This window comes from Streptomyces sp. NPDC090499, assembly GCF_044769305.1.
Classification (GTDB): domain Bacteria; phylum Actinomycetota; class Actinomycetes; order Streptomycetales; family Streptomycetaceae; genus Streptomyces.
In genome coordinates this window covers 1-26,989 of the sequence record NZ_JBIVXP010000036.1, presented here as the reverse complement: position 1 = coordinate 26,989, position 26,989 = coordinate 1, and the positions used below count along the sequence as shown (strand labels likewise).

23 protein-coding genes and 1 pseudogene are annotated in these 26,989 nt (G+C 73.2%); 14 read left to right on the top strand and 10 right to left on the bottom strand.

Annotation, left to right across the window (positions count from 1 at the left end; genetic code table 11):
* Nucleotide 1: 1 nt before the first annotated feature.
* From ACIQVL_RS50420 to ACIQVL_RS50400, 5 genes are all read left to right on the top strand, one after another.
* Nucleotides 2-1,069 (top strand): alcohol dehydrogenase catalytic domain-containing protein, encoded by a 1,068-nt coding sequence (locus tag ACIQVL_RS50420; RefSeq protein ID WP_403425691.1) that lies wholly within the window; start codon nt 2-4, stop codon nt 1,067-1,069.
* Between the two features lie 153 nt (nt 1,070-1,222).
* Entirely contained in the window at nt 1,223-2,593 is a 1,371-nt protein-coding gene (locus tag ACIQVL_RS50415; RefSeq protein WP_403479143.1) for an FAD-dependent oxidoreductase, read from the top strand.
* A gap of 164 nt (nt 2,594-2,757) precedes the next feature.
* Nucleotides 2,758-3,627 (top strand): branched-chain amino acid ABC transporter permease, encoded by an 870-nt coding sequence (locus ACIQVL_RS50410; protein WP_403425695.1) that lies wholly within the window; start codon nt 2,758-2,760, stop codon nt 3,625-3,627.
* Between the two features lie 12 nt (nt 3,628-3,639).
* Nucleotides 3,640-6,219, top strand: coding sequence for an ATP-binding cassette domain-containing protein (locus ACIQVL_RS50405; RefSeq protein ID WP_403479142.1), 2,580 nt, complete (start codon nt 3,640-3,642; stop codon nt 6,217-6,219).
* A 121-nt stretch (nt 6,220-6,340) separates the two neighbouring features.
* Nucleotides 6,341-7,489 (top strand): ABC transporter substrate-binding protein, encoded by a 1,149-nt coding sequence (locus tag ACIQVL_RS50400; RefSeq protein ID WP_403479141.1) that lies wholly within the window; start codon nt 6,341-6,343, stop codon nt 7,487-7,489.
* Nucleotides 7,490-7,570: 81 nt separating this feature from the next.
* Here ACIQVL_RS50400 and ACIQVL_RS50395 read toward each other — a convergent pair whose 3' ends face one another.
* From ACIQVL_RS50395 to ACIQVL_RS50380, 4 genes are all read right to left on the bottom strand, one after another.
* Complete coding sequence (locus tag ACIQVL_RS50395) at nt 7,571-9,127, bottom strand: carboxylesterase/lipase family protein (protein WP_403479140.1); 1,557 nt, start codon at nt 9,125-9,127, stop codon at nt 7,571-7,573.
* A 206-nt stretch (nt 9,128-9,333) separates the two neighbouring features.
* Nucleotides 9,334-9,972 carry a GPP34 family phosphoprotein gene (locus tag ACIQVL_RS50390; protein ID WP_403425704.1) on the bottom strand — a complete coding sequence of 213 codons (639 nt, stop codon included), beginning with the start codon at nt 9,970-9,972 and terminating at the stop codon, nt 9,334-9,336.
* Nucleotides 9,973-10,095: 123 nt separating this feature from the next.
* Complete coding sequence (locus ACIQVL_RS50385) at nt 10,096-10,755, bottom strand: response regulator (protein WP_403425706.1); 660 nt, start codon at nt 10,753-10,755, stop codon at nt 10,096-10,098.
* Entirely contained in the window at nt 10,752-11,921 is a 1,170-nt protein-coding gene (locus ACIQVL_RS50380; protein ID WP_403425708.1) for a sensor histidine kinase, read from the bottom strand. The genes ACIQVL_RS50385 and ACIQVL_RS50380 overlap by 4 nt, the downstream gene beginning before the upstream one ends.
* An 11-nt stretch (nt 11,922-11,932) precedes the next feature.
* Here ACIQVL_RS50380 and ACIQVL_RS50375 point away from each other — a divergent pair, with 11 nt between their 5' ends.
* Together ACIQVL_RS50375 and ACIQVL_RS50370 are read left to right on the top strand one after the other, a co-directional pair.
* On the top strand, nt 11,933-12,379 hold the full coding sequence (locus tag ACIQVL_RS50375; protein ID WP_403479157.1) for a beta-ketoacyl synthase N-terminal-like domain-containing protein: 447 nt from the start codon (nt 11,933-11,935) through the stop codon (nt 12,377-12,379).
* Nucleotides 12,380-12,477: 98 nt separating this feature from the next.
* Nucleotides 12,478-13,935, top strand: coding sequence for a WGR domain-containing protein (locus tag ACIQVL_RS50370; RefSeq protein ID WP_403479139.1), 1,458 nt, complete (start codon nt 12,478-12,480; stop codon nt 13,933-13,935).
* Nucleotides 13,936-13,962: 27 nt separating this feature from the next.
* On the opposite strand, the gene ACIQVL_RS50365 is transcribed toward ACIQVL_RS50370, so the two are convergent.
* The 4 genes and pseudogenes from ACIQVL_RS50365 to ACIQVL_RS50350 form a co-directional block, all read right to left on the bottom strand.
* Complete coding sequence (locus tag ACIQVL_RS50365) at nt 13,963-14,967, bottom strand: 2-dehydropantoate 2-reductase (RefSeq protein ID WP_403479138.1); 1,005 nt, start codon at nt 14,965-14,967, stop codon at nt 13,963-13,965.
* Nucleotides 14,968-15,148: 181 nt separating this feature from the next.
* Nucleotides 15,149-15,707, bottom strand: a pseudogene (locus ACIQVL_RS50360) (sigma-70 domain-containing protein); the annotation flags it as partial.
* A gap of 279 nt (nt 15,708-15,986) precedes the next feature.
* The gene (locus tag ACIQVL_RS50355; protein WP_403425713.1) at nt 15,987-16,400 is read right to left on the bottom strand and encodes a cupin domain-containing protein; all 414 of its coding nucleotides are present in this window, start codon (nt 16,398-16,400) and stop codon (nt 15,987-15,989) included.
* 107 nt (nt 16,401-16,507) lie between these two features.
* A complete protein-coding gene (locus tag ACIQVL_RS50350; protein WP_403425715.1) occupies nt 16,508-17,524 on the bottom strand; it encodes a zinc-dependent alcohol dehydrogenase family protein in 1,017 nt (338 codons plus the stop codon).
* Between the two features lie 236 nt (nt 17,525-17,760).
* Between ACIQVL_RS50350 and ACIQVL_RS50345 the strand changes: the two genes are divergently transcribed.
* Nucleotides 17,761-18,648 carry a helix-turn-helix transcriptional regulator gene (locus ACIQVL_RS50345; RefSeq protein WP_403425717.1) on the top strand — a complete coding sequence of 296 codons (888 nt, stop codon included), beginning with the start codon at nt 17,761-17,763 and terminating at the stop codon, nt 18,646-18,648.
* A 54-nt stretch (nt 18,649-18,702) separates the two neighbouring features.
* Here ACIQVL_RS50345 and ACIQVL_RS50340 read toward each other — a convergent pair whose 3' ends face one another.
* Nucleotides 18,703-19,605: a helix-turn-helix transcriptional regulator gene (locus tag ACIQVL_RS50340; RefSeq protein ID WP_403425718.1), complete on the bottom strand. Its 903-nt coding sequence runs from the start codon at nt 19,603-19,605 to the stop codon at nt 18,703-18,705.
* Between the two features lie 300 nt (nt 19,606-19,905).
* Here ACIQVL_RS50340 and ACIQVL_RS50335 point away from each other — a divergent pair, with 300 nt between their 5' ends.
* From ACIQVL_RS50335 to ACIQVL_RS50320, 4 genes are read left to right on the top strand one after another with little or no spacing between them, the layout of a single operon-like run.
* Nucleotides 19,906-21,348 carry an MFS transporter gene (locus tag ACIQVL_RS50335; protein WP_403479137.1) on the top strand — a complete coding sequence of 481 codons (1,443 nt, stop codon included), beginning with the start codon at nt 19,906-19,908 and terminating at the stop codon, nt 21,346-21,348.
* Entirely contained in the window at nt 21,348-22,232 is an 885-nt protein-coding gene (locus ACIQVL_RS50330; protein ID WP_403479136.1) for an aldo/keto reductase, read from the top strand. Before ACIQVL_RS50335 ends, ACIQVL_RS50330 begins: the two co-directional genes overlap by 1 nt.
* 45 nt (nt 22,233-22,277) lie before the next feature.
* Nucleotides 22,278-23,345 carry an NAD(P)-dependent alcohol dehydrogenase gene (locus ACIQVL_RS50325; RefSeq protein WP_403479135.1) on the top strand — a complete coding sequence of 356 codons (1,068 nt, stop codon included), beginning with the start codon at nt 22,278-22,280 and terminating at the stop codon, nt 23,343-23,345.
* Between the two features lie 50 nt (nt 23,346-23,395).
* Complete coding sequence (locus ACIQVL_RS50320) at nt 23,396-23,767, top strand: DUF2255 family protein (RefSeq protein ID WP_403425725.1); 372 nt, start codon at nt 23,396-23,398, stop codon at nt 23,765-23,767.
* Nucleotides 23,768-23,785: 18 nt separating this feature from the next.
* Here ACIQVL_RS50320 and ACIQVL_RS50315 read toward each other — a convergent pair whose 3' ends face one another.
* Nucleotides 23,786-25,234 (bottom strand): aldehyde dehydrogenase, encoded by a 1,449-nt coding sequence (locus ACIQVL_RS50315; RefSeq protein WP_403479134.1) that lies wholly within the window; start codon nt 25,232-25,234, stop codon nt 23,786-23,788.
* Nucleotides 25,235-25,422: 188 nt separating this feature from the next.
* Here ACIQVL_RS50315 and ACIQVL_RS50310 point away from each other — a divergent pair, with 188 nt between their 5' ends.
* Both ACIQVL_RS50310 and ACIQVL_RS50305 read left to right on the top strand, forming a co-directional pair.
* Nucleotides 25,423-25,911 carry a TetR/AcrR family transcriptional regulator gene (locus tag ACIQVL_RS50310; protein ID WP_403479156.1) on the top strand — a complete coding sequence of 163 codons (489 nt, stop codon included), beginning with the start codon at nt 25,423-25,425 and terminating at the stop codon, nt 25,909-25,911.
* A gap of 68 nt (nt 25,912-25,979) precedes the next feature.
* The gene (locus ACIQVL_RS50305) at nt 25,980-26,804 is read left to right on the top strand and encodes a maleylpyruvate isomerase family mycothiol-dependent enzyme (RefSeq protein WP_403425729.1); all 825 of its coding nucleotides are present in this window, start codon (nt 25,980-25,982) and stop codon (nt 26,802-26,804) included.
* Nucleotides 26,805-26,989: the final 185 nt, after the last annotated feature.

The following is a 26,989-nucleotide window of genomic DNA, read 5'->3' as shown; positions in this document are numbered from 1 at the left end:
CATGTCAACAGCCAGCACAAGAGCGGTCCGGCTGACGCGCTGGGGCGGGCCGCCCGTCCTCGCCGAACTGCCGCGGCCGGTACCCACGGGCGAGGAGGTGCTGGTACGGGTCGAGGCGGCCGGGCTGTGCCGGTCCGATCTTCACGTCCTCGACGCGGCTCCGGGCGGCCTCCCCTACCGCATTCCGTTCACCCTCGGCCACGAGGTCGCCGGCCGGGTGCTGGCGCGGGGTCCTCGGGCCGTGGGTCCGGCCGTCGGCGAGCGCGTCGTCGTGTACGGGCCGTGGGGCTGCGGGCGGTGCGCGAACTGCGGTGCGGGCGCGGAGAACTACTGCGAGCGGCGAGCGGACCTCGACCGGGAGCTGGCCGGCACCGGGGCGGGGCTGGGCCGCGACGGCGGGATGGCCGACACGGTGCTCGTGCCGTCCGGGCGGCTGCTGGTCCCGGTGGGCGACCTGGACGCGGTCCAGGCGGCGCCGCTGGCCGACGCCGGGCTCACCGCGTACCACGCCGTCACCGCCGTGGGGCGCCCGCCCGCCGACGGCGCGAGCGTGGTCGTCCTCGGCGTCGGCGGGCTGGGCCACCTCGCGGTGCGGATCCTGCGGGCCACGACCGCCGCACAGGTGCTGGCCGTGGACGTACGGGAGGAGGCGCTGGCCCTGGCCGACGCCTGCGGCGCGCACTTCGCGACGCTGCTGCGGCCGGACACCGCCCAGGTCCTGCGGGCCCGGACCGGCGGGGCCGGAGCGGTGGCCGTGCTCGACTTCGCCGGCACCCGCTCCAGCCTGGAAGTCGCGGTCGCCGTACTGCGGGCCGGCGGCGAGCTGGTCGTCGTCGGCAGCGGGGGCGGCGAGCTGACGGTCCGCAAGCCCGGCGCGCTGCCTCCCGGAACGCGGATCTCGCTGCCCTTCTGGGGAACCGTCCCCGAGCTCGAACGGGTGGTCGCGCTGGCCCGCACGGGTGCCCTGCACGTGGAAGTGGAGCAGGTCGCGCTGTCGAACGCCCTGGAGGCGTTCGACAGGCTGCGTGCGGGCGCGGTGCGGGGGCGCGCCGTCGTCGTACCCGACTGAGCTTCCGGCCGGGCCCCGGGCGTCTTCGCGGCCGAGGCGCCCACCCGGCCGAAACCGTACCGCCACAGCCCGTCCGTACCGGCCTCTCGACTCCAGAAGTGAGTTCAATTAGCGTCTTGTCTCACTCAGTGACGCAAAGGCGGTGGACTGCCCATGGGCGCGGACACAGTGGATCTGCTGGTGATCGGGGGCGGCATGGCGGGGCTTTCGGCGGCCGCCCGGGTGGCGGCCGCGGGCGGCTCGGTGGTGCTGGTGGAGAAGGCGGAACGGGTGGGCGGCTCCGCCCGGTTCGCCGGCTTCGTCTGGACCGCGCCGACGGTCGAGGAGTTGCGGCGGGTCAATCCGGACGGCGATCCGGAGCTGACGGCCGCTCTGGTCGACGGGTTCGCCGACGGAATGGCCTGGGTCCGGTCGGTCGGCGTGGAGTGCAGGCCGCCGGTGCCGGTTCTCGGCTTCGGCCGCGGGCATCAGGTCGACACCAACCACTACCTCGACACCTGCGAACGGCTGGTCCGGGACCGGGGCCAGGAGGTGCTGACCGGCACCTGGACCCGCACCCTCCTGACTCGGAACGGCCGGGTGACGGGCGCCGAGTGCCTGTTGCCGGACGGCTCGGCCCGCCGCATCGAGGCCACCTGGACCCTGCTCGCGACCGGCGGCTTCCAGGGCGATCCGGGGCTGCGCGCCCAGCACCTGCACCCGCAGGCCGCGGACGTCGCACTGCGGGCCAACCCGCACAGCCGCGGCGACGGACTGGCGCTCGGCCGGGCGGCGGGAGGGGCGTTCGGTGCGAAGGACGCCGGTTTCTACGGCCACCTGATGCCGGCGGGCGTCGCCCTCGCCGACCCGGCCCGCTTCGTCGACCTCGCGCTCTACTACAGCGAGCACGCCCTGCTGTTCGACACCACGGGCGAGCGCTTCGCCGACGAGACGGCCGGCGACCATCTCACCGCCATGGCCCTGCTGGACCGGCCGCAGGCCCGCGGTCTGCTGGTCGCCGACGCGCGCGTGCACCGGGAGTGGATCAGCGCCTCGTACGTGGAGGGCATTCCGGGCGTCGACAAGTTCCAGCTGTGCCATCGCGCCGGGGCCCGCTGCGCGGTGGCGGAGGACCTGGCGGACTTCGCGTCGATGCCCGAGGAGTGGGGCTATCCCGGCACCGTGATCCGTGACCGCATCAGGGAGTTCAACGCCACCGCGGCATCGGGCCGGGCCCCGGCACCCGGGCGCCTGCTGGACTCCCGGCCGCTGGACGAACCGCCCTTCTACGTCGTCGAGGCCGCCCCGGCGGTCACGTTCACCTTCGGCGGCCTGCTGATCGACTCGGCGGCCCGCGTCCTGTCCGGGCCCGCGGACGCGGGCACCGACGGGCGGCGCCCCGTCCCCGGGCTGCTGGCAGCCGGCGCGGACGCGGGCGGGCTGTACCGGCGCGCCTACGCGGGCGGCCTGGCCCCCGCCCTGGTCTTCGGGCTGGCGGCGGCCCGTACCGCGCTCGCCGGGAAACCCACGGCCGCCGGCGGCTGAGAGCGCCCGGGGCGGCACGCACAAACCCCGTGCACGAGTCTTGCCCGCCCGGCCCACCAGTGCCTAGCTTACTGAAGTGAGTTCACTTTGATTTGGCACTGCCCACGGTGCCCGTACATCCCGCACGCGTGGCGTGAAACGCGCTCTTCCCCGAGGGAGGGACTGTGAGCCAGTTCCTGCTTGTCCTGGTCAGCGGTGTGGCGAGTGGAGCCGTGTACGGCCTCATGGGCCTCGGGCTGGTCATCATCTACCGGGCCACGGACGTCGTGAACTTCGCGATGGCGTCGCTCGCGACCCTGGGCCTGTACGTGGCGGTCTCGCTCCACGACCGCGGCGTGGCGACGGTCCTCGGTCTGCTCGCCGCCGTCGTGGTCACCGTCGCGGCGGGCCTGCTGGTGCGCGAGACCGTGATCCGGCCGCTCGGTCAGGGGCAGCTGTTCTCCGCGCTCGTCGTGACCATGGGAGTCTCGCTGATCGCCGAGAACCTGGCCGGGTCGGTCTGGGGCGAGCAGCCCAGGGACTTCCCCAGCCTGGTGCACGGCACGGTGCGCTGGTCGGGCGCGGCCCTGCCGGTGCAGAGTCTGGTGACGATCGGTGTCGCCGCGGTGGCGATGGCGCTGGTGGGATTCCTGTTCTCACGCACCACGCTCGGCTCGGCGATGCGGGCCGTGGCCGAGTCGGCCGAGACGGCCCGGGTCGTCGGCCTCGGCGCCCAGCGGCTCGCCCGGATCTCCTGGGCCCTCGGCCTCGGTCTCGCCGCGCTGGCCGCGTGCCTGTACGCGCCGCGCTCGGGCCTTGCCACCACCGCGCTCACCGCACCGCTGTTCCGGGCCTTCGCCGGGATCTTCCTGGGCGGTCTGACCAGCATGTACGGCGCCGTCGTCGGCGGGCTGGCCATCGGTGTCCTGGACAACCTGGCGGCGAACTACGTCTCCGCCGGCTTCCGCGACACGTTCGTGTTCTCGTTCACCGTGCTGGTGCTGCTGATCCGCCCCCAGGGCGTGTTCGGCACCCGCACCTTCCAGCGCGTCTGAGGGGTCGCATCCATGGTCTTCAACCGTTCCGTCCTGGCGAGGACCGCCCTGGGGCCGGTCGCCGGCGCGGTGCTCATGGTGTTCATGGCGGCCGGCGCCATCCCCGCGTACCAGATGTACTCGGTGGCGCTGGCGGCCGTGTACACGATCGTCGTCCTCTCGGTCGGCCTGCTCGCCGGCTGGTCCGGCATCTGGTCGGTGGGTCACCCCGCGTTCTTCGCCATCGGCGCCTACTTCGCGGCGTACGGCAGCGCGCACGGCTGGGCGCTGGAGGCGGTGGTCCTGGGGGCGGCAGCCGTCGGTGCCGCCCTGGGCGCCTTCCTCGGGTACGCGGGCGCCCGGTTCTCGGTGCTCTACATCGCCCTGCTGACCCTCGCCTTCACCACGGTGACCCTGGAACTGGTCAACAGGTGGAGCAGCGTGACCGGGGGCGACCAGGGAGTGCCGGTGCTCCAGTTGCGCAGCGCCCTGGGCCTCGGCACGTTCGCGGGCGGTGGCACGCAGGCCCAGTACCTCGCGGTGGGCGCGGCGGCCGTGGTCCTCGCCCTGGCCGTGCCCGCCCGCGCCTCGGCGCTGCGGATGCGTCTGGTGGCCGCCAAGTCGCATCCGATGGCCGCCCGTACGGTCGGCATCGCGCCGGAGGCCCAGTCGTCGCTGTCGTTCGCGGTGAGCGGGGCGTGCACGAGCTGCGCGGGCGTGCTGCTCGGCCTGATCACCGGGTTCGTCAGTCCGGACCCGTTCTCGCTCGCCTTCGGCATCTCGCTGATCGCGGCATGCGTGCTCGGCGGGGTCGGCTCGGCCCTCGGCGCCGTGGCCGGTGGCATCTACCTGACCTGGAGCCCCGCACTGTCGTCCACCGTGGGGATGCCCCAGCCGGTGGTGCAGGGCGTCGTCCTGATCGCGGTGCTCCTCTTCCTGCCCGCGGGCGTCGTACCGTCCCTCGCCGGGCCCGCGCGGGGCATCCTGCGGCGGGCGCGGCGACGGCCGGGGGCCGGGAACCCGCTGTCCCCCGAGCCCTCCGCGGTGGGGCCGGGGACCGGGCCGACCCCCTCCTCCGAGTCCTCCGCACCGCTGCCGCCCGCGGGTCGCTCGCCGGGGGCGGACGGCGCGGCCCCCGTCCTCCTCGGCCTGGAGCACGTGTCCGTCGCGTACGGCGGGCTCAAGGCCCTGGAGGACGCCTCGCTGTCCGTGCGGCAGGACGAGATCCTGGCCGTCATCGGGCCCAACGGGGCAGGGAAGACCACCTTGTTGAACGTGCTGTCCGGGCTGACCGGCAACGGACGTGTCAGCGGCACGGCCGACTTCGCGGGACGGCCGCTGCTGACGGCCAGGGCGACCGCGCGCCGCCGGCTGGGCATCGGCCGCACCTTCCAGCACGCCGAGGTGTTCTCCGAACTCACCGTCGCCGAGAACGTGTTGTGCACGCGCCGCCGCGTCACGGCCCGCGACCGGGAGGCCGTCGCCCGGCTGCTGCACTCCGTGGGTCTCGCCGACGTGGCGGACCGTCGCCCCGCGGAGCTGCCCTTCGGCCTGCAGAAACGCCTCGACCTGGCGCGGGCGATGGCGGAGAGGCCGCGGCTGCTGATCCTGGACGAGCCCTTCGGCGGCCTCGACTCGGGCGAACGGGCCCTGCTGGCCGGGCACATCAGGCGGCTCAACGCCGAGGGCACCGCCGTGGTCGTCATCGACCACGTCCTCGACGACCTCTTCTCCGTCGCCCACCGGGTGCTCGCCTTCGACTTCGGCCGCACCATCGGCGACGGCACCCCGGACACCGTGCTCCAGGACCCGAAGGTGCGGTCGTCCTACCTGGGCACGGTCGGCAACCGGGCCCGACTCCCCGCCACCGTGGGCGAACGGAGCCTGATCCGGCTGCGCGGGACAGGTCACTCGTACGGCGGTGTGGCCGCCCTGCGGGACGTCGGCCTCGACGTCCGCGAAGGAAGCGTGCTCGGCGTCGCGGGGGCCAACGGCGCGGGCAAGAGCACCCTCGCCGGCATCCTGCACGGCTCGCTCCGGCCGACCCACGGCGTACGGGAGTCGGACGGCTCCGTCCGCACGAGCCTGGCTCCGGAGGGCCGCGGACTGTTCAAGACGCTGTCCCTGCGCGAGAACCTGGAGGTCGCGGCGTACGCGGCCGGCATCACCGGCTCGGAGCTGCGCGCGCGGCTGGAGGAGACCGTGCGGTGGCTGCCGGCGCGGCTGCGGGACCGGATGTCCGCCCCGGCCGCCGGGTTGTCCGGCGGTGAGCAGCAGATGCTCGCCATCGCCCGCGCCCTGATCGCCCGTCCGGACGTCCTGATCGTCGACGAACCCGCCCTCGGGCTGGCCCCCGCCCTGGTGGACGAGGTCTACGACCGCCTGATCGGGCTGACCCACGACGGCCTGACCGTGGTGCTGCTGGAGCAGTCGCTCAGCCGCGCCCTGTCCGTCTGCCACGAGGTGGCCGTCCTGCACGAGGGCGTCGTCGCCGCTCACGGACGGCCGGACGACCCGGAGTTCGCCGCCCTGGCGGAATCGGCTTACTTCGGCGGCGCCCCGGTGCCCGCCACGACCGCGGCGGCGACCGCCCCGACCTCCCGAGTGAAGTGAATTCCCGTTGCGAGCGCCACATCCGTAGCGCCCGTTGTGACCGTTGTGAACGAGGTGGACCGTGTTCCGGACATTCAGCAGATTCCGCCGTGCGGCGGGACCAACAGCCGTTCTCGCCGCGATGGCCCTGACCGCAAGCGCGTGCGCGGGTCAGGACTCGGCGTCGGCAGGCGGCAACTCCTCCGAGATCCACATCGGCGCGTGGCTGCCCCTCACCGGCTCCACCGCCACGTACGGCGTGGCCGAGAAGGCGGGCGCCGACGCGTACTTCAAGATGGTCAACGCCCAGGGCGGCGTCAACGGCCGCAAGATCGACTGGACCGTCAAGGACAACGCGGCCGATCCGCAGCAGACCGTGCAGATCGCCCGTGAACTGGTCGGCCAGGACAAGGTCGTGGCCATCGTCAACGCGAACGGCACCTCCCAGGCGGAGGCGGCCTTCCCGTTCGTCCTCACCCAGTCCAAGGTGCCGGTCCTCAACGAGGTCGGGGGCGCCGAGAACTGGTACAAGCCGCCGCGCGCCGGTCTGTTCGGCACCCAGACGCTCTACGAGGACCAGGCCGCTGCGGTCGCCGCGTGGGCGGTGCAGGACGGCGCGAAGAAGATCCTCGTGGTGCACAGCGACCCGGCCGCGTTCGTGAACGTGGCCGAGCAGGTGGCACCCGTCGCGAAGAAGCTGGACCCCTCGGTCGAGGTCGAACGGCTGCCGGTCAAGTACCAGACCACCGACTACACGCCCGTGATCAGCAAGGTGAAGTCGGCGAAGCCGCAGGCGGTCGTCCTGATCCTCACCTCGCCCGAGGCGGCCGCCTTCCTCAAGGAGGCCAAGCTGCAGGGCCTCTCCCTGCCCACGTACGCCTACGCCCCGGTGGCGGCCGAGTCGACGATCGCCCTGGCCAAGGACGCCGCCGAGGGACTCAAGGCCGTCCAGCTGGTCAAGGCGCCCTCGGACGACGACCCGGCGGTGCAGGAGTTCCGGACCGCGATGGCCAAGTACGAGCCCGGCCAGACCGCGGGCTTCCTCGCCCTGTGGGGCTGGAGCAACGCCAAGGTCTTCGCCGAGATCGCGAAGACCGTCCAGGGACCCGTCACGGCCCAGTCCCTCACCGCCGCCTACCAGAAGGCGGCCAGGGTGGACCCGGGGGTGTCGCCGGTCATGAGCTTCAGCGCGAGCAACCACCTGGGGACGCGCAGTGTGCAGAAGGTGGTGGTGAAGAACGGCGTCTGGACATCCGTGGGCGACTTCTACACTCCCCCTGCCCGCGATTGACCGTCTGTCTCGACGACGCGGTTCCGCTCGCCTCGGGGCGCGGTGCGAGGCGGGCGGACCGCGGGATGTCCTTCGGGAGAGTCAGCCGAGCGTGCTCCAGAACGCGCAGTGGTGACGGAACCGCGCCGTGCGGGTGGGGACGATGTGGTCCGGGGCCAGGGAGAGCACCGTCTGCCGGGACCACCGGGGCGACGACGGGCCGTTCGGGTCGGCGATGCGGGCGAAGCGGGTCCAGTAGTCGATCATGGTGTCGGCCAGCCGGTGCTGGGCCGCGGTCAGCTCGCGGGGACGGCCGCCCAGGTCGAACAGGTAGGGAAGTTCGCTCGCGTGCGGTGCGCCGAGCGGGAACGGCGGGGTGCCCGGGGTGAGGGGCGGAGCGTGATCGTCGGCGAACTCGTAGCGCCAGACCGGCACATGGGCCGCGAGCAGGCCGCCGGTGCGCGCCGTCGGGCAGGCGAAGTTCGCGTCGCCGATGACCGCGCCGAACACCGGGCCGCCGTCGGTGCGGTGCACCGGGTACTCGCGGACGACGGCCTTCGCCTGCCCCGGCGAGGGGAAGAAGGCGGCCACGACGTCGGGCCAGGTGGCGGGGGTGACGGGGTTGCCGGCCTGGATGATGCCGGCGGCCCAGCCGTTGCCCTCGTCGTGGTTGTTCCCGATGAGTACCGGGACAGGGCGGAAGCGGCCGGCGGCGACCGCCGCCGCGGGATCGGCGGGCAGCAACGGGGTGGCGTAGGCGGGCTGTTGGTCGGTGTCCTGGGCTGCGAGCAGCCGGGAGACGGGCACGCGCCGCAGACAGGCCAGGACGTCACGGGACGGGCCGCAGCCGACCTTCGCCGCGAGGTCCGCGCCCGCGCCGCGCGCCGTGGACAGCGGGACTGCGGACGGTGCGAAGGGGCGGTCGGGACTGCCGGTACACGGGCCGCTCTCGATGATCGCCCGGTCGAAGAGCCCGGCGGCGGCCGGCGCGGCGAGCTGGGCGCAGACGCTGTATCCGCCCGCCGACTCGCCGGCCAGGGTCACGTTGTGCGGGTCGCCGCCGAAGGCACGGATGCCGTCGCGGACCCAGCGCAGCGCCGCCTGCTGGTCGGCCAGGCCGAAGGTGCCGGAGCCGGGCAGCCCCGCGTGCGCGAGGAAACCGAGGGCCCCCAGGCGGTAGTCGACGGTCACGACCACGACGTCTCCCCTGGTGGCCATGCGGTGGGCGTCGTAGGAGCCGGCCGCGCCGGTGGTGAGACCGCCGCCGTGCAGCCACACGATCACCGGCCGAGGGCGTTCCGGTGCCGCGCCGTCGGGTGTCGTGACGTTCAGGTGCAGGCAGTCCTCGTCGGTGCTGCCACCGGGCACCTCGCCGGCCGGCTGCGGGCAGGCGCTCGCGGGCCGGGTCGCGTCGCGTACACCGGCCCAGGCGGCCGCGGGGCGCGGCGCCGCCCAGCGCTGCGCGCCGACCGGGGGTGCCGCGTACGGGATGCCCTCGAAGGTGCGGTACCCGTCGTGCGCGGCTCCCCGCACCAGGCCGTCGCGGGTGTGCACCGTCGTGACAACGGCGGGCCCGGCGGGCGGCGCCGGCGCCCAGGCCGTCACGAACACGGCGGTCAAAGCACAGGCCAGGGTGGTCAAGGTGCGGTGCTTGGCCATCGTCTCCCCCTTGCGATCAGTGGTCGCGCCCGTCCGATCGGTCGTCTCGCCCCCGCGGCGGGTCGTCTTGCGCCCGCCGTCAGTGGTCTCGCCCCCGCGGCCGGTCGTCTCACGCCGGCCGTCAGTGGTCTCGCCCCGGTGGCCGGCCGTCTCATCCCCGCCGTCAGTGGCCTCGCGCCTGCGATCGGGCTGTCTTGCGACCGCGGTCAGCTGCCGCCCATGCCGCCCTGCGCGGCGATCATGGTGGTCGGCAGTGCGCGGACAGCGTGCTCCAGGCCGGGTGCGAGGCTGCCGAGGCGCCCGGTGCAGGCGTCGATGCGGGCCCGGAGGGTCTTCTGGTCCTGCCGTGACACGACCGTGCGGACCCGGCCCGCCGCGGCCAGTGCCAGCAGCACGGCGTCGGCGGCGGGGACCTCGCGCACCGGGCCGTCGCCGTGCAGCACGGCGGACACCCTGGTGCGGAGCGCCACGGACCCGGCGTGGTCGGTCACGGTCGACCGCCGGCCGCCGAGGCGGAGGCGGGGCGCCCGCAGCGTCAGGAGTCCCGCCGCGGCGAGCCGGTCCTCGACCTCCGTCAGGGTCCGCCTGCGATGCCGCCGCACCAGCTGTTTCCAGCCGTGCCCGCCGACGGCGTCACGCAGCACCCCGTCCAGGACGGGGTCGCCGGTCGGTTCCGTGCCGGACACGGTGACCGTGCCGCGATCCTCGCCCAGCCGGCCGCGCAGTGCGAGGTCGGCCAGGGCGGCGGCACGGACCAGCAGCTCGGTCCGGGAGCGGTCGTACGGGCCCTCGGCCGCGTCGTCGTGGGCGAGCAGGTACATGAGGCAGGGCAGGTCATCGGTCACAGCTCGACGCTAGGGCCGGTCACCCGGTCCGCGGATCGGCCGCCGGAACGGGCCGTCACTGGGAGCACGGGAGGACGGCGGCCCGGTCTCCTCCCTGAGGAGGAGAGCGCGGTACGGGTGCCGTCAGGGGCGGCGCGGTCGTACGAGGCCGTGGTCGTAGGCGGCGACGACGGCCTGGACGCGGTCGCGCAGGCCCAGTTTGCGCAGGACCGCGGTGACATGGTTCTTGACGGTGGCCTCCGACAGGCGCAGCCGTTCGGCGATCTCGGCGTTCGACAGTGCCTGCCCGATCAGGGTGAGCACCTCCCGCTCGCGGCCGGACAGGTCCCGCAGGGAGGGCGGCGGCGCCGGGTCGGGCGTGGTGCGCAGGAACCGGTCGAGGACGCGGCTCAGCACAGCGGGTGCCAGCAGTGCGTCGCCGCGCGCGGTGACGCGGATCGCGTCGACGAGTTCGGGGGCGCGGATGTCCTTGAGCAGGAATCCGCTCGCGCCGGCCCGCAGCGCGGCGACCACGTGCGCGTCCACGTCCCAGGTGGTCAGCACGAGCACCCGGGCCCGGCCGCCGTCCGCCACGATCCGCCGGGTCGCCTCGATACCGTCGACGACGGGCATGCGGACGTCCATCAGCACCACGTCGGGTGCCAGTTCCCGCGTCAGCCGCACCGCTTCGCCGCCGTCGGACGCCTCACCGACCACCTCCAGGTCGTCCCGGGCGTCGATGATCATGCGGAACCCGGTGCGGACCAGGGCCTGGTCGTCGGCGAGGACCACCCGCAACGTCATGACACACGCTCCACCGGCAGCCGCGCGGCTACCTCGAACCCGCCGCCGGGCAGCGGGCCCGCACGCAGGCTGCCGCCCACGAGCCGCGCCCGTTCGCGCATCCCCAGGAGCCCGCGCCCCGCCCCCGCCGTGCCCGAACGCCCCTGTAGCGCACGCCCGTTGTCGACCACCGTGACCCGCACACATGCCCCTTCCGCCGCCACCCGCACCCGCACCTGGTCGGCGCCGGACGCATGGCGCAGGGTGTTGGTCAGGGCCTCCTGGACGATCCTGTAGGCCGCCAGGTCCACCGCGGCCGGCAGTCCGTCGGTGGTGCCGTCGCGGTCCACGCGCACGGCCATCCCGGTCGCCCGGACGGTGTCGGCCAGTTCGTCCAGCCGCGCCAGCGAGGGGCCCGGCTGCCGCGGCTCCCCGCTCGCCTCCTCTGCCGCTTCGGGGCCGAACGCCCGGAGCAGCAGGCGCAGTTCGCCGAGCGCCGAGCGGGCACCCGACTCGATGGCCCGCAGCGCCTGGCGGGCCTGTTCGGGCTGCCGGGTGAACACGTCGTCGGCGGCGCCCGCCTGGATCACCAGCACCGACAGGGTGTGTGCCACGACGTCGTGGACCTCGCGCGCGATCCGCGCCCGCTCCTCGACCACGGCCCGGCGCGTCTCCGACCTGGTCCGGGCTCGCTGCGCTCTGCGCCACTGGCCCGCGGTCCACGCGAGGACCACCGTCAGCAGGTAGACCGCGAGCCCTGCGGAACCGCCCGCCGCGAAGGACAGCGGCGCCGGCAGGCACATCGCCACGAGGGCCCGCGCCGACACCCGCCGCGGTCGGATCGCCGACAGCACGCACAACGCGACCTGCGCCGCGAGCAGGGCCCCCGTCAACGTCACCGCGGGCAGCAGCGCCCACACCCCGAGCCCCGCCGCCGCGGTCACGGCCAGTACGGCGGCCGGGGAACGCGCCACCCACCTCAGAGCGCCCATCTGCACGAGGACCAGCGCCACGGCCGCGGACAGCCGTCCTGCGTGTTCCGCGCCGGCGACGAGCACCGAGGTGCCGAGAACGGCGAACACCAGAGCGGCCGACCCCCACCACAGGCCCCGGGCCGCCCGGGGCGACGGCTCCTCCCCCGCGTCCCCGGCGAACGCGTCGTCCGGCTGTCTGCTGCTGGAGTCCACACCTCGACCCTATCCAGCGGCGTGGGCGGAGCCACTTCGAAGACCGCCACCCGTACCCGGGTCGCGGCGTCCCGAGCACCTCCGTCGGCACCGCCTGCTCGTCGTCGCTGGTGGCCGTGGACCAGGCGTGCGCCGCGCTGCGCGCCGGGGAGGCCACTTTCGCCCTGGCCGCGGGCGTCAACCTGGTGCTCACCCCGGCGGCCGGTGCCGCAGCACCCGCCGTGGACCGGGCAGAGCTGTTCCTCGCCGAGGTCGCCGCCGTCCTGCGCGTCGACCCCGTACACCTCGACCCGGACCGGGACCTGACCAGCCAGGGTCTCGACCCGCTGATGGCGGTTCAGCTCCGGCAGGCGGTGCAGCGCTCGCGCGGGGTGCTCCTGCCGGTCGGCAGGAGCCTCAGCCGCACGACGCTCGGTGATCTGACGGACCATCTGAACACCGCGCCCCGGCCGGAGTGATCCCGGCGAAGGCCGTTGTCAGTGGCTCCGACTACGGTCTGACCAGTGGGATCCGCCGGACGGACGGCGGATCCGTATGGGGAGGGGTCTGATCCGCCATGTCCACCGGTTCTGCCGCAGTGTCGACGACGACGTACCTGGAGCTGTCCCAGGAGGACGGCGCCGCGCACAAGTTCTACGAGGTGTCCGTCGCCGACCTGGTCGTGACCGTGCGGTACGGCCGGATCGGCGCCGAGGGGCAGACACAGACGACGACGTTCGCGACGGTGGAGAAGGCACGGGCTGCCGCAGCGAAGAAGGTCGGCGAGAAGGTCCGCAAGGGATACGCCCCGGCCGTACAGGGAGCACGCGCGCCTCGCTCGGTGACCCGGCGTCAGGTCGCGTCGGCCCCCTCCACCGCGCGCTCCGCCGCGCCCGTGCTGTGGCGTTTCCGCACCGGCTCCGCCGCGTTCGGCATCCATGTCGACGACGACCGCTGCTGGGTCGGCAACCAGGCGGGCGATGTGTACACCCTGGACCACGAGGGCGGTGTGCTGGCCCGGTTCAGCCTGCCGGACGGCGTGAAGTGCCTGGTCGCCGACGACTTCTGGATCTACGCGGGCTGTGACGACGGCAAGGTGTACGACCTGTCCTCGAAGCTGCCGTTCGTGGCCTACGACATCGCGGCGGACGTCGACATCTTCTGGCTGGACATCCACGAGGGCGTGCTGGACGTCTCCGACCGCGACGGCCGGCTCACGGTCATCGACCACGAGGACGAGCACCAGTGGGCCCGCCGCAGCCAGGGCGAGCAGGCCTGGATGGTCCGCGCCGACGAACGGGCCGTGTACCACGGCCACACCAGGGGCGTCACCGCCTATGCCCCGGACGGCGGCCGGGAGTTGTGGCACTCGCCCACCAGGGGCGCGGTGCTGTTCGGCTGGCAGGAGGGCGACGTGGTGTACGCGGGCACCGCCCACAAGGCGGTCCAGCGGCTGTCGAAGGCGACCGGCGCGATCGAGGTGACGTACGCCTGCGACAGCGCCGTGTACTCGTGCGCGACCTCGCCCGGCGGGCGGTTCGTGTTCGCCGGTGACGCGTCCTCGTCCGTCTACTGCTTCGACCAGGACGGCACCCGGCTGTGGAAGCTGGGCACGGGCGGCGGTTCGGCGCTGTCGATGCAGTACCGCGACGAGCGGCTCTACCTGGTGACCACCGACGGCTCACTGGTCTGTGTGGACGCGAGCGAGGCGGCCGTCACGGCGGCCCAGCAGGGGTCGGTTCCGGTGGCGCGGGACATCAAGCTGGCCGCGGCGATGCCGGCCTGGGCGCCTGCCACGACCGTGAGCGCGGTGGCCACCGTCACGCAGGCCCCCACCGGGGCGATTGTCGTGGAGTGTGTCCGGGAGGCGGGCCGGGTCCGGGTGCACGTCGTGTCGGACGGCTACGACCAGTCGCTGAACGTCCAGTTCCCGCGCGCGATACGCGAGCCCGGGGCCCGCTATGTCGTGGACTCCCTGCACACCGCGGCCGGCGGCTTCTACCGGGTGCGCGGTGACATCCGGCGACTGCTCTGAGCCGGAGAGGACCCTGGGGCGCGGGGTTCAGGACGCGGCACGCAGCTCGGCGTACAACTCCGCTCCGGTCCAGGTGCGCGGGGTGGTCTCCGCCTCGTGCACCAGGGACGCGAGTCGGGCGTTGGCGGCGGCCCTGTGTCCGTGGCTGCGGGCGACGGCGACGATCTCGCCCTGGAGTGAGTCGATCTCTGTCGCCCGGCCGCGTTGCAGGTCCTCCCACATCGACGAGCGCGCGTGGGCGTCGATGCGCAGGGAGGCCGCGGCCACCCGGCGGAACGCGGCGTCGGGCAGTTCGAGTATGTACGGGGTCAGGCGCGGCGAGGTCGGCCCGAGGCGGGCGGGGGTGACGCCGGCGGCGCGGTAGGCGGCGAGGGCTTCGCGCTGGCACAGGGCCAGGCAGCGGCGGTAGGCCCGTTGGCCGAGCTGGTCGCGCAACGGCAGCCCGGACAGGGCGTTGATCGCGTTGTTGAGGTTCATCAGCAGTTTGGCGTGCTGTACGGCGGTCATGTCGGTGCGGGCCTCGACGGCCAGGTGTGCGCCGCGCAGGGCCTCGTGGAGGGTGTCGTCGGGCTCGGTCATGAGCGTGCCCGGCATGCCCTGGTGGACGGTGCCGGGTTCGGACTGGACCACGTTGTAGGGCACCATGCCGGCCAGCACCGTGTGTCCCGGCAGGGCGGGGCGCAGGGTGGCGGGGTTGTGCAGCCCGTTCTGGAAGCTGACCACGACGGTGCCGGGGGCGAGGTGGGCGGCGAGGTCCATGGCGGCGGCCTCGGTTCCCGCGGTCTTCACGGTGACCAGTACGTAGTCGGCGCCGGCCGCGGCCTCGGTCCCGGTGGCGAGGGTCAGCCGGTCGGGGGTGAGGTGGACGGGCGGACGACGGGAACCGGTGAGGGTGAGCCCTCGTTCACCCAGCACCCGCATGCCGGACGGCCGCCCGATGAACGCCACCTCGTACCCGGCGGCGACCAGGTGGCCGCCGAGATGACAGCCGATGCTGCCGGCGCCGAGGACGGCGAAACGGGGCTTCGACACGGGTGACCTCCGGTGGATCGGCGGCGGGCCGGGGTGTCCGCGTCCTCCGCACCGGACCGACTCCCTGCTCGATGGTGTCACAGGCGACCACGCAGCCGATCCACCAGACCCCGCTCACCTCGGCCGACAGCCGCCTTCGCCGTCCTGCGACCTGATCCGCCGGACGGCGCCCAGCGCGGGCTCAGGAGCCGTCGAGGTAGTCCTGCAGGACCTGTGAGCGGGACGGGTGACGGAGCTTGGTCATGGTCTTGGCCTCGATCTGGCGGATGCGTTCGCGGATGACGCCGTAGACGTGCCCGATCTCCTCCACGGTGCGGGGGCGGCCGTCCGTGAGTCCGTAGGCGCAGGGAGATGGTGCCGGCCTCGCGGGCGGTCATGCCGGTGAGCAGGCCGCGGATGGTGTCCTGGAGGAGGTGGTGGGTGACGGCCTCCCAGGGGGCGGGCGTGTCGGAGTCCTCGATGAGGTCGCCGAACTCGCCGTCTCCGTCCTCGCTGAGGCTTGCGTGCAGGGAAACGGGTTCCCAGGTGTAGGCGTCCAGTTCGCGGAGCCGTTCCACCGTGATCCCGGCCTGCTCGGCGAGCCGCTCCGGTGCCGGCGCGGTGCCGGTCTCCCGGGTCAGCTCCCGGCGGGCCCGTGCCACCCGGTTGATGACCTCCACGGTGTGCACGGGGATACGGATGGTGCGGCTCTGGTCGGCCAGGGCGCGGGTGAAGGCCTGTTTGATCCACCAGGTCGCGTAGCCGGCATGTACACCGACCAGGACGCGGTGGGCGTCCGCCCGCGCAGCGAGGCGTATCTGCGGCGCCGGACGCGGCGCGCCCTGACCGTGTGGACCTCGGCGGAGGCCGCCGCGTGCGAGCGCGGCACGCTGCACGTGCCCGGCTCCCGCGCCGACCACTGGTCCGGCACCGGGGCACTACCTGCACGAAGAGCACCCCGAACGCACCGTCCGGCTGGTCCAGGAGTGGGCTGCGGGCGAAGCACGGTCCGGGCCCGGCCGCGCCTGAGGAGGCGGCCCTCAGCGGGTGAGCGTCGCGAGCGCTTCGGCGTACTGCTCGTCGGTCACCGGTTCCAGCCAGGTGGTGCCGTCACCGCCGGGCTCGCCGACCACGATGGCGATGTGTGCCATGAGGGTGGTGTCGGTGCCGCCGTGCCAGTGCTCCTCACCGGGCGGGCACTTGACGGTGTGGCCGGCGCTGACGCGTACGACGTCGCCGTCGCGGGTGCCGACGAGGCCGACGCCGTCGGTGATGTAGAGGGTCTGGCCGTTGGCGTGGGAGTGCCAGTTGGTGCGGGCACCGGGGGTGAAGCGGACCAGGGCGGTCGCCAGCCGGGCCGGCTCGGCGGGGGTCTGGATCATGTTGAGGTAGACGTCGCCGGTGAAGCGTTCGGCCGGGGCCTTGGCGGTCGGGGTCTGCGTGACGAGTTCCACGGAAGGGGTTCCTTGCTGTGCGGTCGCGGGGGCGTGGGATGCCGGGTGCCGGGCTCGCGCTCTTCGGTGAGCAGGGACCGCTTGGGCCTGCTGTCGCTCCTTCGGCGTCAGGGCTTGAGGAGTGCCTTGACCGCCCGGCGCTCGTCCATGGCCCGGTAGCCCTCGGCGACCTGGTCGAGGGGCAGGGTGAGGTCGAAGACCCGGCCCGGGTCGATCCGGCCGGTCACCACGCGTTCGATGAGGTCGGGCAGGTAGCGGCGCACGGGGGCGGGGCCGCCGCGCAGGCCGACGTGGGAGAAGAACAGTTCCTGCCCGTCGACGGCGACGTCGTGCGGGACGCCGACGAAGCCGACGCTGCCGCCGGGGCGGGCGGAGCGCAGCGCCTGCCGCATGGCCTCGGCGGTGCCCACGCACTCCAGGACGCTGTCGGCGCCGATGCCGTCGGTGAGGTCCTTGATCCGGGCGATGCCCTCGTCGCCGCGTTCGGTGACGATGTCGGTGGCGCCGAACTCGCGGGCCAGTTCCTGCCGGGACGCGTGCCGGCTCATGGCGATGATCCGCTCGGCGCCCATCTCCTTGGCCGCGATCACCGCGCACAGGCCGACCGCGCCGTCGCCCACGACCACGGCGGTGGAGCCCGGCCTCACCTCGGCGGCCTCGGCGGCCCACCAGCCGGTGCCCATGACGTCGGAGACGGCCAGCAGACCGGGCCACAGCTCCTCGCCCGGCACCTCGTCCGTGGCGACCAGGGTGCCCTGGGCGTTGGGGATGCGGACGTAGTCGGCCTGGCAGGTGCTCATGAACTCGCGGTGCAGGCAGTTCGACGGAAAGCCGTTGCGGCAGTTGGCGCAGGTGTTGTCCGAGGTGGCGAAGGAGCCGACGACGAACTGGCCCGGCTGCACGGCCGTGACCTCGGAGCCGACCTCCTCGACGAAGCCGACGTACTCGTGGCCCATCGGATGGGCGCCGCCGATCGGTTCGAGACCGCGCCAGGGCCACAGGTCGGAGCCGCACACACAGGTGACGGCCGTGCGGATCACCGCGTCGGTGGGGTGGAGGATCTTCGGGTCGTCCAGCGTCTCGAAGCGGACGTCACCGGGGGCGTGGATCACTGCGCCGCGCATGGGGGGTTCCTTTGCTCACGTGAGGCCGGGCCGCTGAGGGCGGTCCGGGTGGGCCCGGTTCTGGGCCGCGAGGTGTCCGCGCGTCGGGGTCGGGCGGGTCCGTCCCCGTCGGCGGACGGCCGGGGACGGCGCCACGTCCTCCAGGTAACCCCCCTCGGTGGCGGCCGGCCAGTCACCGTCGATGGGTGTACCGGCAGTACATCCCTGATGCGGCCCGCTGCACGTACGGTCGAGGGGTGGACAACCAGCAGGAGGTCCGCGAGTTCCTCACCTCGCGGCGCGCCAAGATCACCCCCGAGCAGGCCGGGCTGCCCTCCGGGACCCGGCGCCGCGTCCCCGGGCTGCGCCGCAGCGAGGTCGCGGCCCTCGCCGACATGAGCGTGGAGTACTACGCCAAGCTCGAACGCGGCAGCCTGGCCGGGGTCTCCCCCGCGGTCCTGGAATCCGTCGCCCGTGCGCTGCGGCTCGACGACGCCGAACGCGCCCATCTGGTCCATCTGGCGCAGGCCGCCGACGGCTCCGACGCACTTGCCCGTCCCCGCCGCCGACGCCCGGCCCGGCAGTGGACCCCGCACCCGAGCCTGCAGTGGACGCTCGACGCGATCACCGCGGGTCCGGCCTTCGTCCGCAACGGCCGCATGGACATCCTCGGCACCAACGCGCTGGCCCGCGCCTTCTACAGCGACATCTACGCGAACCCCCACAACCAGGCGAACCTCGCCCGCTTCGCCTTCCTGGACCCCGCTGCCCACCGTTTCTACCCCGAGTGGGGTCCGGCCGCCGACATCACCGTGGCGATCCTGCGCACCGAGGCCGGCCGCAACCCGTACGACAAGGAGCTGCACGACCTGGTCGGCGAGCTCTCCACCCGCAGTGACGACTTCCGTACCCGGTGGGGCGCGCACAACGTCCGCCACCACGGCACCGGCACCAAGAACTTCCACCACGAGGCCGTCGGGGACATCACCCTCGCCTACGAGGGCCTGGAGATGGCGGCCGAGCCCGGTCTCACCGTCACCGTCTACACCGCCGAACCCGGCTCGCCCTCCGAGGAGGGCCTGCGCCTGCTCGCCTCCTGGGCCGCGACACGGGAAGCCCTCGCGGGGCGGCCGCGGGCGGACTGACCTCCCTCCCCGCGGCGACCGGCCGTCCCGGGGATGTGCGGCCCCTCCCGGTGGTCAGTCGTTCCCGGTGGGGACGACGGTGGCGGTGGCCGTCCAGCCGGCGAGGAGGCCGAGTGCCTCCCGTTCCCGGGAGTCGGGTTCGGGGGTGTAGAAGTTGAGGCGGAGGCCGGGGTCGGACGGCAGGTCCATCGCCTCGTAGGGCAGGGCGAGATCGCCGACCAGCGGATGGTGCAGGTTCTTCACCCCCGTGCGGTGGAACTTGACGTCGTGGCGGGCCCACCGGCGGGCGAACTCGTCGCTCCTGGTCGTCAGCTCGCCGACCAGGTCGGTCAGCACCTTGTCGTGCGGTGCCCGGCCCGTCTCGGCGCGCAGGAAGGCCACGGCGTCGTCGGCGCCCTTGTCCCAGTCGACCCAGAACTCCCGGCTCGCCGGGTCCAGGAACATGAAGCGGGCGGTGTTGACCGGCCCGCGCTGGGCGAACAGCGGCGAGTCGAAGACCGGTGCGTACAGGGCCCGGCCCAGTGTGTTGGCGGCCAGGATGTCGAACCGGGCGTTGCGCACGTACGCCGGCACCCCGGTCATGGAGTCGAGCAGCCGCAGGATCGTGGGCCGCACCCGGGACGCGGTCACCGCGGACCGGCGGCCCGACGGGGTCGCCGCGCGGGCCAGGTCGTAGAGGTGGGCGCGCTCGGCCTCGTCGAGCTGGAGTGCGTGGGCGAGGGCTTCGAGCACCGAGTCGGAGGCGCCGCTGAGGTTTCCGCGCTCCAGCCGGACGTAGTAGTCCACGCTCATCCCCGCCAGCAGCGCAACCTCCTCCCGGCGCAGGCCCGCCACCCGGCGGTTCCCGCCGAACACGGGCAGCCCGGCCCGCTCCGGGGTGATACGCGCCCGACGGGTGCTCAGGAACTCACGCACCTCGCCGGCCAGGTCCTTCTTCGTCTTGTCACTCTCGGTCATGGTCGGGCCTCGGGAGGTTGATCGGCAACGGCGGGCGTGCTCGGGCGGTGTGGATCCGGCCCGCCTCCTCACGGTAGGTGCGCCGGTGGACGCCTGCGAGGTACTGCCATTACCTGGAACAGGAGTGACTCCCACCCGGGCGTCCGTCCGCGGTTCTCTGGAGAAGGCCGAGGGCTGCGAGTCCTCGACCGGCCCGATGAAACCGATCCGAAGGAACACCGTGCGCGCAGCACTCATGTACGAATCCGGCGACGCCGGCGACAGAACCGGTGAGAGGCCGGTGACGGGACCGGTGACGCGATGACCACCGCGGCACAGCGCGGTTCGGCACCCGCGGCGGTGCGCCCCGACGGGACGCCGGTCCACGCGACGCTGATCCTCGCGATCATCTGCGTCAGCTACTTCATGGTCATCCTCGACAACTCGATCGTCTTCACCGGGCTGCCGCAGATCCGCTCCGACATGGGGTTCTCCGAGACCGGCCTGTCCTGGATCACCAACGCCTACGTCCTGGTCTTCGGCGGCCTGCTGCTGCTGGGAGCCCGGGCCGGTGACCTGTTCGGTCATCGCAGGGCGTTCCTGTTCGCCCTGGTGGTCTTCTCGCTGACCTCGCTGCTGGTGGGCGCGGCGCAGACCCAGTGGTGGCTGATCGGCGCCCGTGCGCTCCAGGGGGTCGGGGCCGCGGTGCTGGCGCCCTCCGCGCTGTCCCTGCTGACGCGCACCTTCGCCGAGGGGCGGGCCCGTGACCGGGCGATGGCCGCCTACAGCGCCGTGGCCGGTCTGGGCGCCGCCCTCGGCCTGGTCGTCGGTGGTCTGGTCGCCGACCTGGTGTCGTGGCGGGCCGGGTTCTTCCTCAACGTCCCGGTCGGCGTCGTGATGCTGGCACTGGCCCCGCGGTTCCTGCCCGCCACCGAACGCCGTCCGGGCCGTTTCGACATCGCCGGGGCGGTGCTGGCGACGCTGGGTTCGACCGCGCTGGTCCTCGGCATCGTGGACGCCGCCGACTTCGGCTGGACCGCCCCGCTGACCCTGGTGCCGCTGGTGGCCGGGGTGGTGATGCTCGGGCTGTTCGTCCAGGTGGAGCGGCGGGCCGCGCAGCCGATCGTGCCGCTGCGGCTGTTCGCGGCACGGGCGCGCAGCGGCGCCTACGTCACCCGGATGCTCTACATGGGCGCGATGATGGGCTTCTTCTTTTTCACCGCGCAGTTCGTGCAGAGCGTCTACCACTGGACACCGCTGCAGGCCGGGCTCGCGTTCCTGCCGATGACGCTGGTCAACTTCGCTTTCGCCGTCCAGGTGCCGCGGCTCCTGGAGCGCGCCGCACGGCCGCTGGTGCTCCTGACCGGGATCGTCCTGACCACGGTGGGCATGGCCTGGCTCAGCCGCCTGGACCTGCACACCCCCTACCTGACGGGCGTGGCCCTGCCGATGGTGGTCATCGGCGCCGGCCAGGGCCTGACGCTGGCCCCGCTGACCTCCAGCGGTGTCGACGGCGTGGCCCCGGCGGACGCGGGGGCCGCCTCGGGCCTGGTCAACACCGTGCACCAGATCGGCAGCGCGCTGAGCCTGAGCATCCTGACCGCCGTCGCCGCGTCCGTCTCCACCGGGCACGCGGCCTCGGACATCGCGACCCGCTCGGGAACGGCCCTGACCGGCTCCGCCGTCCTGCTCGCCCTGGCCGTCGTGACCGTCCTCACCCTGATCGTGCCCGCACGGGCCACGCACAACGAAAGGTCCCAGTGATGCAGACCCTCACCCTCAACAACGGCGTCGAGATGCCCGCGCTCGGCCTCGGCGTCTTCCAGACCCCGCCCGACGAGACCGTGGCCGCCGTCAGGTCCGCCCTCGACCTCGGCTACCGGCACATCGACACCGCCGCCGCCTACGGCAACGAGCGCGAGGTGGGCCGGGCCCTCCGCGACTCCGGGGTGCCCCGCGACGAGATCTTCGTCGAGACCAAGATCTGGATCAGCGACTACGGCTACGACGCGACCCTGCACGGCTTCGACAAGAGCGCCGCGAAACTCGGTGTCGACCGGATCGACCTGCTGATCCTGCACCAGGCCCTGCCGTCCGACTTCGACCGGACCCTCGACGCCTACCGCGCCCTGGAGAAGCTCCTGGCCGACGGCAAGGTCCGGGCCATCGGCGTCAGCAACTTCATGGCCGGCCACCTGACCACACTGCTCGACGCCACGTCCGTCGTCCCCGCGGTCAACCAGCTGGAGATCCACCCCTACTTCCAGCAGCGCGCCGTACTCGACTTCGACGACCGGCACGGCATCCTCAACCAGGCCTGGTCCCCCATCGGCGGGATCACCTTCTACCCCGGATACGGCGAGGACCGCACGAGCGTCCTCCAGGACCCCGCCGTCACCCGCATCGCCGAGGCGCACGGCAAGAGCCCCGCCCAGGTACTGCTGCGCTGGGGCCTCCAGCAGGGCCGCTCGGTCATCCCCAAGTCCACCCGGCGCGCACGCATCGCCGAGAACATCGACGTCTTCGACTTCGAGCTCACCACCGAGGAGCTCACCGCCCTCGACGCGCTGGACACCGGCCGGCGCGGCGGCCCCGAACCCGAGGACGTCACCCTCGCCGCCTACGGCCGCACCATCCCCGAAGCCTGACCCGACCCGCGCCCTCTCAGCACCACTCCGACCGAAGGATTCACCGTGTCCACCACCGTCAAGGCGTTCGGCGCCCACGACGTGCGTCAGCCGCTCGTCCCCCTCACCATCGAGCGCCGCGACGTCGGCCCGCACGACGTCAGGCTCGACATCCTGTACTGCGGCATCTGCCACTCCGACATGAACTACGTCGGCGGCGCGTTCGGCCCGCTGCCGACCAGCCCGCTGGTGCCCGGCCACGAGATCGTCGGACGGGTCACCGAGACCGGGTCCGCGGTCACCCGGCACCGGGTCGGAGACCTCGTCGGCATCGGCTGCATGGTCAACTCCTGCCGCCGGTGCGAGAACTGCCGGGCCGGGCAGGAGCAGTACTGCCTGGGCGGCCACACCCTCGTCTTCGGCAGCCCCGACCCCGTGGAGCCCGGCGCCCACACCCAGGGCGGCTACTCCGAGGCCGTCGTCGCCCCCGAGGACTTCGTGGTCCGCGTTCCCGACGGCCTCGACCCGGCCGCCGCGGCACCGCTGCTGTGCGCGGGCATCACCGTCTACGCCCCGCTCAGGCGCTACGGCGCCACGCCGGGCGCCAAGGTCGCGATCGTCGGCCTCGGCGGCCTCGGCCACCTCGGCGTCAAAATGGCCAAGGCCATGGGCGCAGAGGTCACCGTCCTCTCGCAGTCCGACCGCAAGCGCGACGACGCCAGGACCCTCGGCGCCGACCACTACGCCGTCACCGGCGACGGGTCCGCCTTCACCGACCTGGCCAACACCTTCGACATCGTCCTCAGCACCGTCAGCGCACCGATCTCGCTGAAGGACTACCTGGGGATGCTCCGTCTGCACGGCACCCTGGTCAGCGTCGGCGTGACCACACAGCCGATGCCGCTCGATGTCTTCCCGCTGCTGCAGAACGGCCGCGCCTACGCCGGCTCGCTGTTCGGCGGCATCGCCGAGACCCAGGAGATGCTGGACTTCGCCGCCGCGCACGGCGTGAGCGCCGACATCGAACTGATCGGCGCCCAGGACATCAACACCGCCTACGAGCGGATCCTCGCCTCCGACGTCCGCTACCGGTTCGTCATCGACGGAGCGACCTTCGCCCGACTGCAGCCTTGAGCCCCGGCCCGGCCGCCTCAAAGCACCTGTGACCAACCCGAGGAACGACCATGACGCACTGGAACGACACGGACCTGACCAGGGTCGGTGCCGCGGAAGAGCTGGACCTGGAGTCCGAGCGCGCCGACGGCACCCTGCGCGACCGCGTGACCATGTGGGTCGTCCGCGCCGGCGACCACCTCTACGTACGCTCCGTCAAGGGCACCGCCGGCCCCTGGTACCGGGGCACCCAGTCCCGCCGGCAGGGCCGTGTCAGCGCGGGCGGCGTGCGGCAGGACGTGACCTTCCGTCCGGCCGATCACGACGAGTACGCGGCGGTGGACACCGCCTACCGGGAGAAGTACGGCCGGTACCCGGGCATCGTCGAACACGTCCTGACCGACCGGGCCCGCGAGTCCACCCTCCGCCTCGAACCACGCTGACCCGCCGACTGCTCCGGATCAGGCGCCCGGCGCCGCCAGCGTGACCGACTTGTACTCGACGTACTGGGCGAGCCCCACCGCGCCGTACTCGCGGCCGATGCCGCTGGCCTTGTGGCCGCCGAAGGGGCCGTCGAAGGAGACGGGTGCGCCGTTGACGGTGACCGTGCCGGTGCGCAGCCGGCGGGCGACTTCGAGGGCGCGGGTCTCGTCGGCGGACCACACGCCGCCGGAGAGGCCGTACTCGGAGTCGTTGGCGATCCGCACCGCGTCGTCCTCGTCGTCGTAGGGGATGACCACGAGGACGGGGCCGAAGATCTCCTCCTGGGCGATCCGCAGGGAGTTGTCGACGTCGGCGAACACGGTGGGGGTGACGTAGTTGCCGTGCTCCAGGCCCGGCGGGACCTGCGGGCCGCCGGTGACGAGCCGGGCGCCCTCCCTGATGCCGAGCTCGATGTAGTCGCGCACGCGCTGCTGCTGGTCCCGGCGGACCATCGGGCCGATGAAGGTGCCGGGGTCGGCCGGGTCGCCGACCTTGAGCGACTCCACGAGGTCCTTGAGGGCGGTGACGACCTCCTCGTACCGGCTGCGCGGTGCGAGGACGCGGGTCTGCGCGATGCAGGACTCGCCGTTGTTGAGGAGCGAGGCGAACTTCAGTCCCGGCACCGCCCGGTCTAGATCCGCGTCCGGCAGGATGATCGCGGCCGACTTGCCGCCCAGCTCCAGGCTGACCCGCTTCAGCTGCTCGCCCGCGATGGCGGCGATCCTGCGGCCGGCCAGGGTCGAGCCGGTGAACGCGATCTTGTCGACGTCACGGTGCGAGACGAGGTACTCGCTGGTCGCCCGGTCTGCGGGAAGGACGCTGATCACACCGTCCGGCAGCCCGGCCCGCTCCAGCAGTTCGGCTAGCAGCCCCATGCTCAGCGAGTTCTCCGGGGACACCTTCAGGACGACGGTGTTGCCCGCCAGCAGCGCGGGGATGATCTTGGCCATGGCGGCCGAGAACGGGGAGTTCCAGGGGATGACCGCGGCCACCACACCGACGGGCTCGCGGCGCACCACCGTCCGGACCCCCGCGGCGGATTCCAGCGTTTCCTCCCAGCCGAACGCCTCCGCCGCCCTGAGGTAGGCCTCGGCCTGCCGGGTGAGCCCCGCCCGGCCGGCCCTGGTGAACCAGCGGGCCGAGCCGTTCTCGGCCGAGACGAGGTCGGCGATCCGCTCGGCGTCGGCCTCCCGCAGGGCGTTCAGCCGCCGTATGACGGCGATGCGCTCCGCCGGTGCGGTCCGCGGCCAGGGACCTTCGTCGAAGGCGGTCCGCGCCGCTGCCACGGCACGGTCGACGTCGGCGGGCCGGGCCTGCGCGGCACGGCCGATCACCGTCCGGTCGTGCGGCGAACGGATGTCGAGGAGGTCCGGGTCGCTGGGCGCGGTCCACGAGCCCGCGAGGTAGAGACGGTCGTAAGTGATCATGTGCCCTCTCCGGAGGGGTCGAAGGGTCAAGACTGCGCTATCTGTCACTTCAATGTAGCACTTACATGCGAGAGAGCATCTAATGCGTGGCGGAAGATGAGACAGGCTCCACACCTCCGGCTATGCTCTGGCCCGTGAGAGCCGACGCAGCACGCAACCTGGAAGCCGTTCTGACCACCGGAGCCCGGATGCTCGCCGTCGATCCGGGCGCGAGCATCACCGCGATCGCCGCCGAGGCCGGTGTCGACCGGCGCACCGTCTACCGGCGGTTCGCGTCCCGCGAGGAGCTGCTGGCGGCCATCTACGAGGCGCGGTACGACGCGGTCGAGCGGGCCGTCGAACACGCCAGGCTGCGGGAGGCCCCGGTCGCCGTGGCGCTGCACCGGTACGTCGAGGAGATCATCGGCGTCAATCGCAAGTGGCCCGTGGAGCTCACCCGGCTGCGGGCCGACGACGCGATCCGCGCGCGGCGCGACGCCCTGGTCCACGAGGTGGACGACTTCCTGCGGCGGGCCACCGAGGAGGGGCTGCTCCGCGACGACCTGCCGCCCGGCTGGGCGAGTTCACTGCTGCCGCAGCTCATGCACCTGGCGTCGCAGCAGTTGCCCGAGCTCAACGCGGCCCAGGCCGCCGACACGGTCGTCGACACCTTTCTGCGGGGGCTAGGAGCGCGGTGATCGCCGCGGGGGTTGTGGCAGGCCCGCGCGTCTGATTGGGTACCGCGCGACAGAACAGGGGTACCGGCGTGGATCAGGCGGCACGGCAGGACGTTCGCGGGGCGCTGCCCGCGGAACTCGGGCAGGCGATACGGCGGACCGCCGCCGACATCGCGGCCGTACTCGACGGGGTCGGCGACACCGGGGCCGCCGTACCGGGATCGGTGTGGACGGTCGGTGAGGCGGCGGCCCATCTCGCGCTCGCCAACGAGCTGATGGCCGACCTCGCCGTGGGGCGGGAACGGCCGTACGGGGACGGCACACCGCAGAGCCTGGCGGCGGCCAACGCCGAGTCGCTGGCCGTGTTCGGCGAGCGCCGGGCGGCACCGCTCGCGGCGATGATCAGCGAGCAGGCGGAGCGGTGCGCCGACGCACTGGCCGCGACGGCCGACGGTCCCGCGCCGGTCACCCCGCTCGGCCCGATGGACCGTTCCGTGCTCGCCTCCTACCTGCTCACCCACATGCTGGGGCACGGCTACGACCTCGCCCGTGCGGTGCGCCGCCCGCACATGATCGACGCCGAACGGGTCGCGTGGTGCCTGCCGTTCCTACTCTCGGTGATGCCGGCCGTCGCGGACGGCACGGCCACCGCCGGTCTGACCGCCCGCTACACGATCCGGCTGCGCGGTGGCGACGGCGCCTTCGGCGTCACCCTGGCCGACGGTGCCGTGCAGGTGGCACCGGAACCGCAGGACCGCCCCGACTGCACGATCCTCATCGATCCGGTGGCCTTCCTGCTCATCGCCCTCGGCCGCCGCAACCCGTGGCTCGCCATGGCCGGGGGCCAGGTGTTCGCCTACGGGCGCAAGCCCTGGCTCGGGCCCCGCTTCCCCGCCCTCTTCGTCGCCCCCTGACCTCCCCCTGACCTCCCTCTGGCCTCCCCCTGACCTCCCTCTGGCCTCCCCCTGACCTCCCTCTGGCCTCCACCTGACCTTCCTCTGACCGGCCCCTAGAAGGCTGATGAAGATCTTGGTGAGGGCTGTCCGGCCGTCAGGCCGGACAGCCCTCCGCTCATGCACTGGCTGGTGCGATGTGCCAG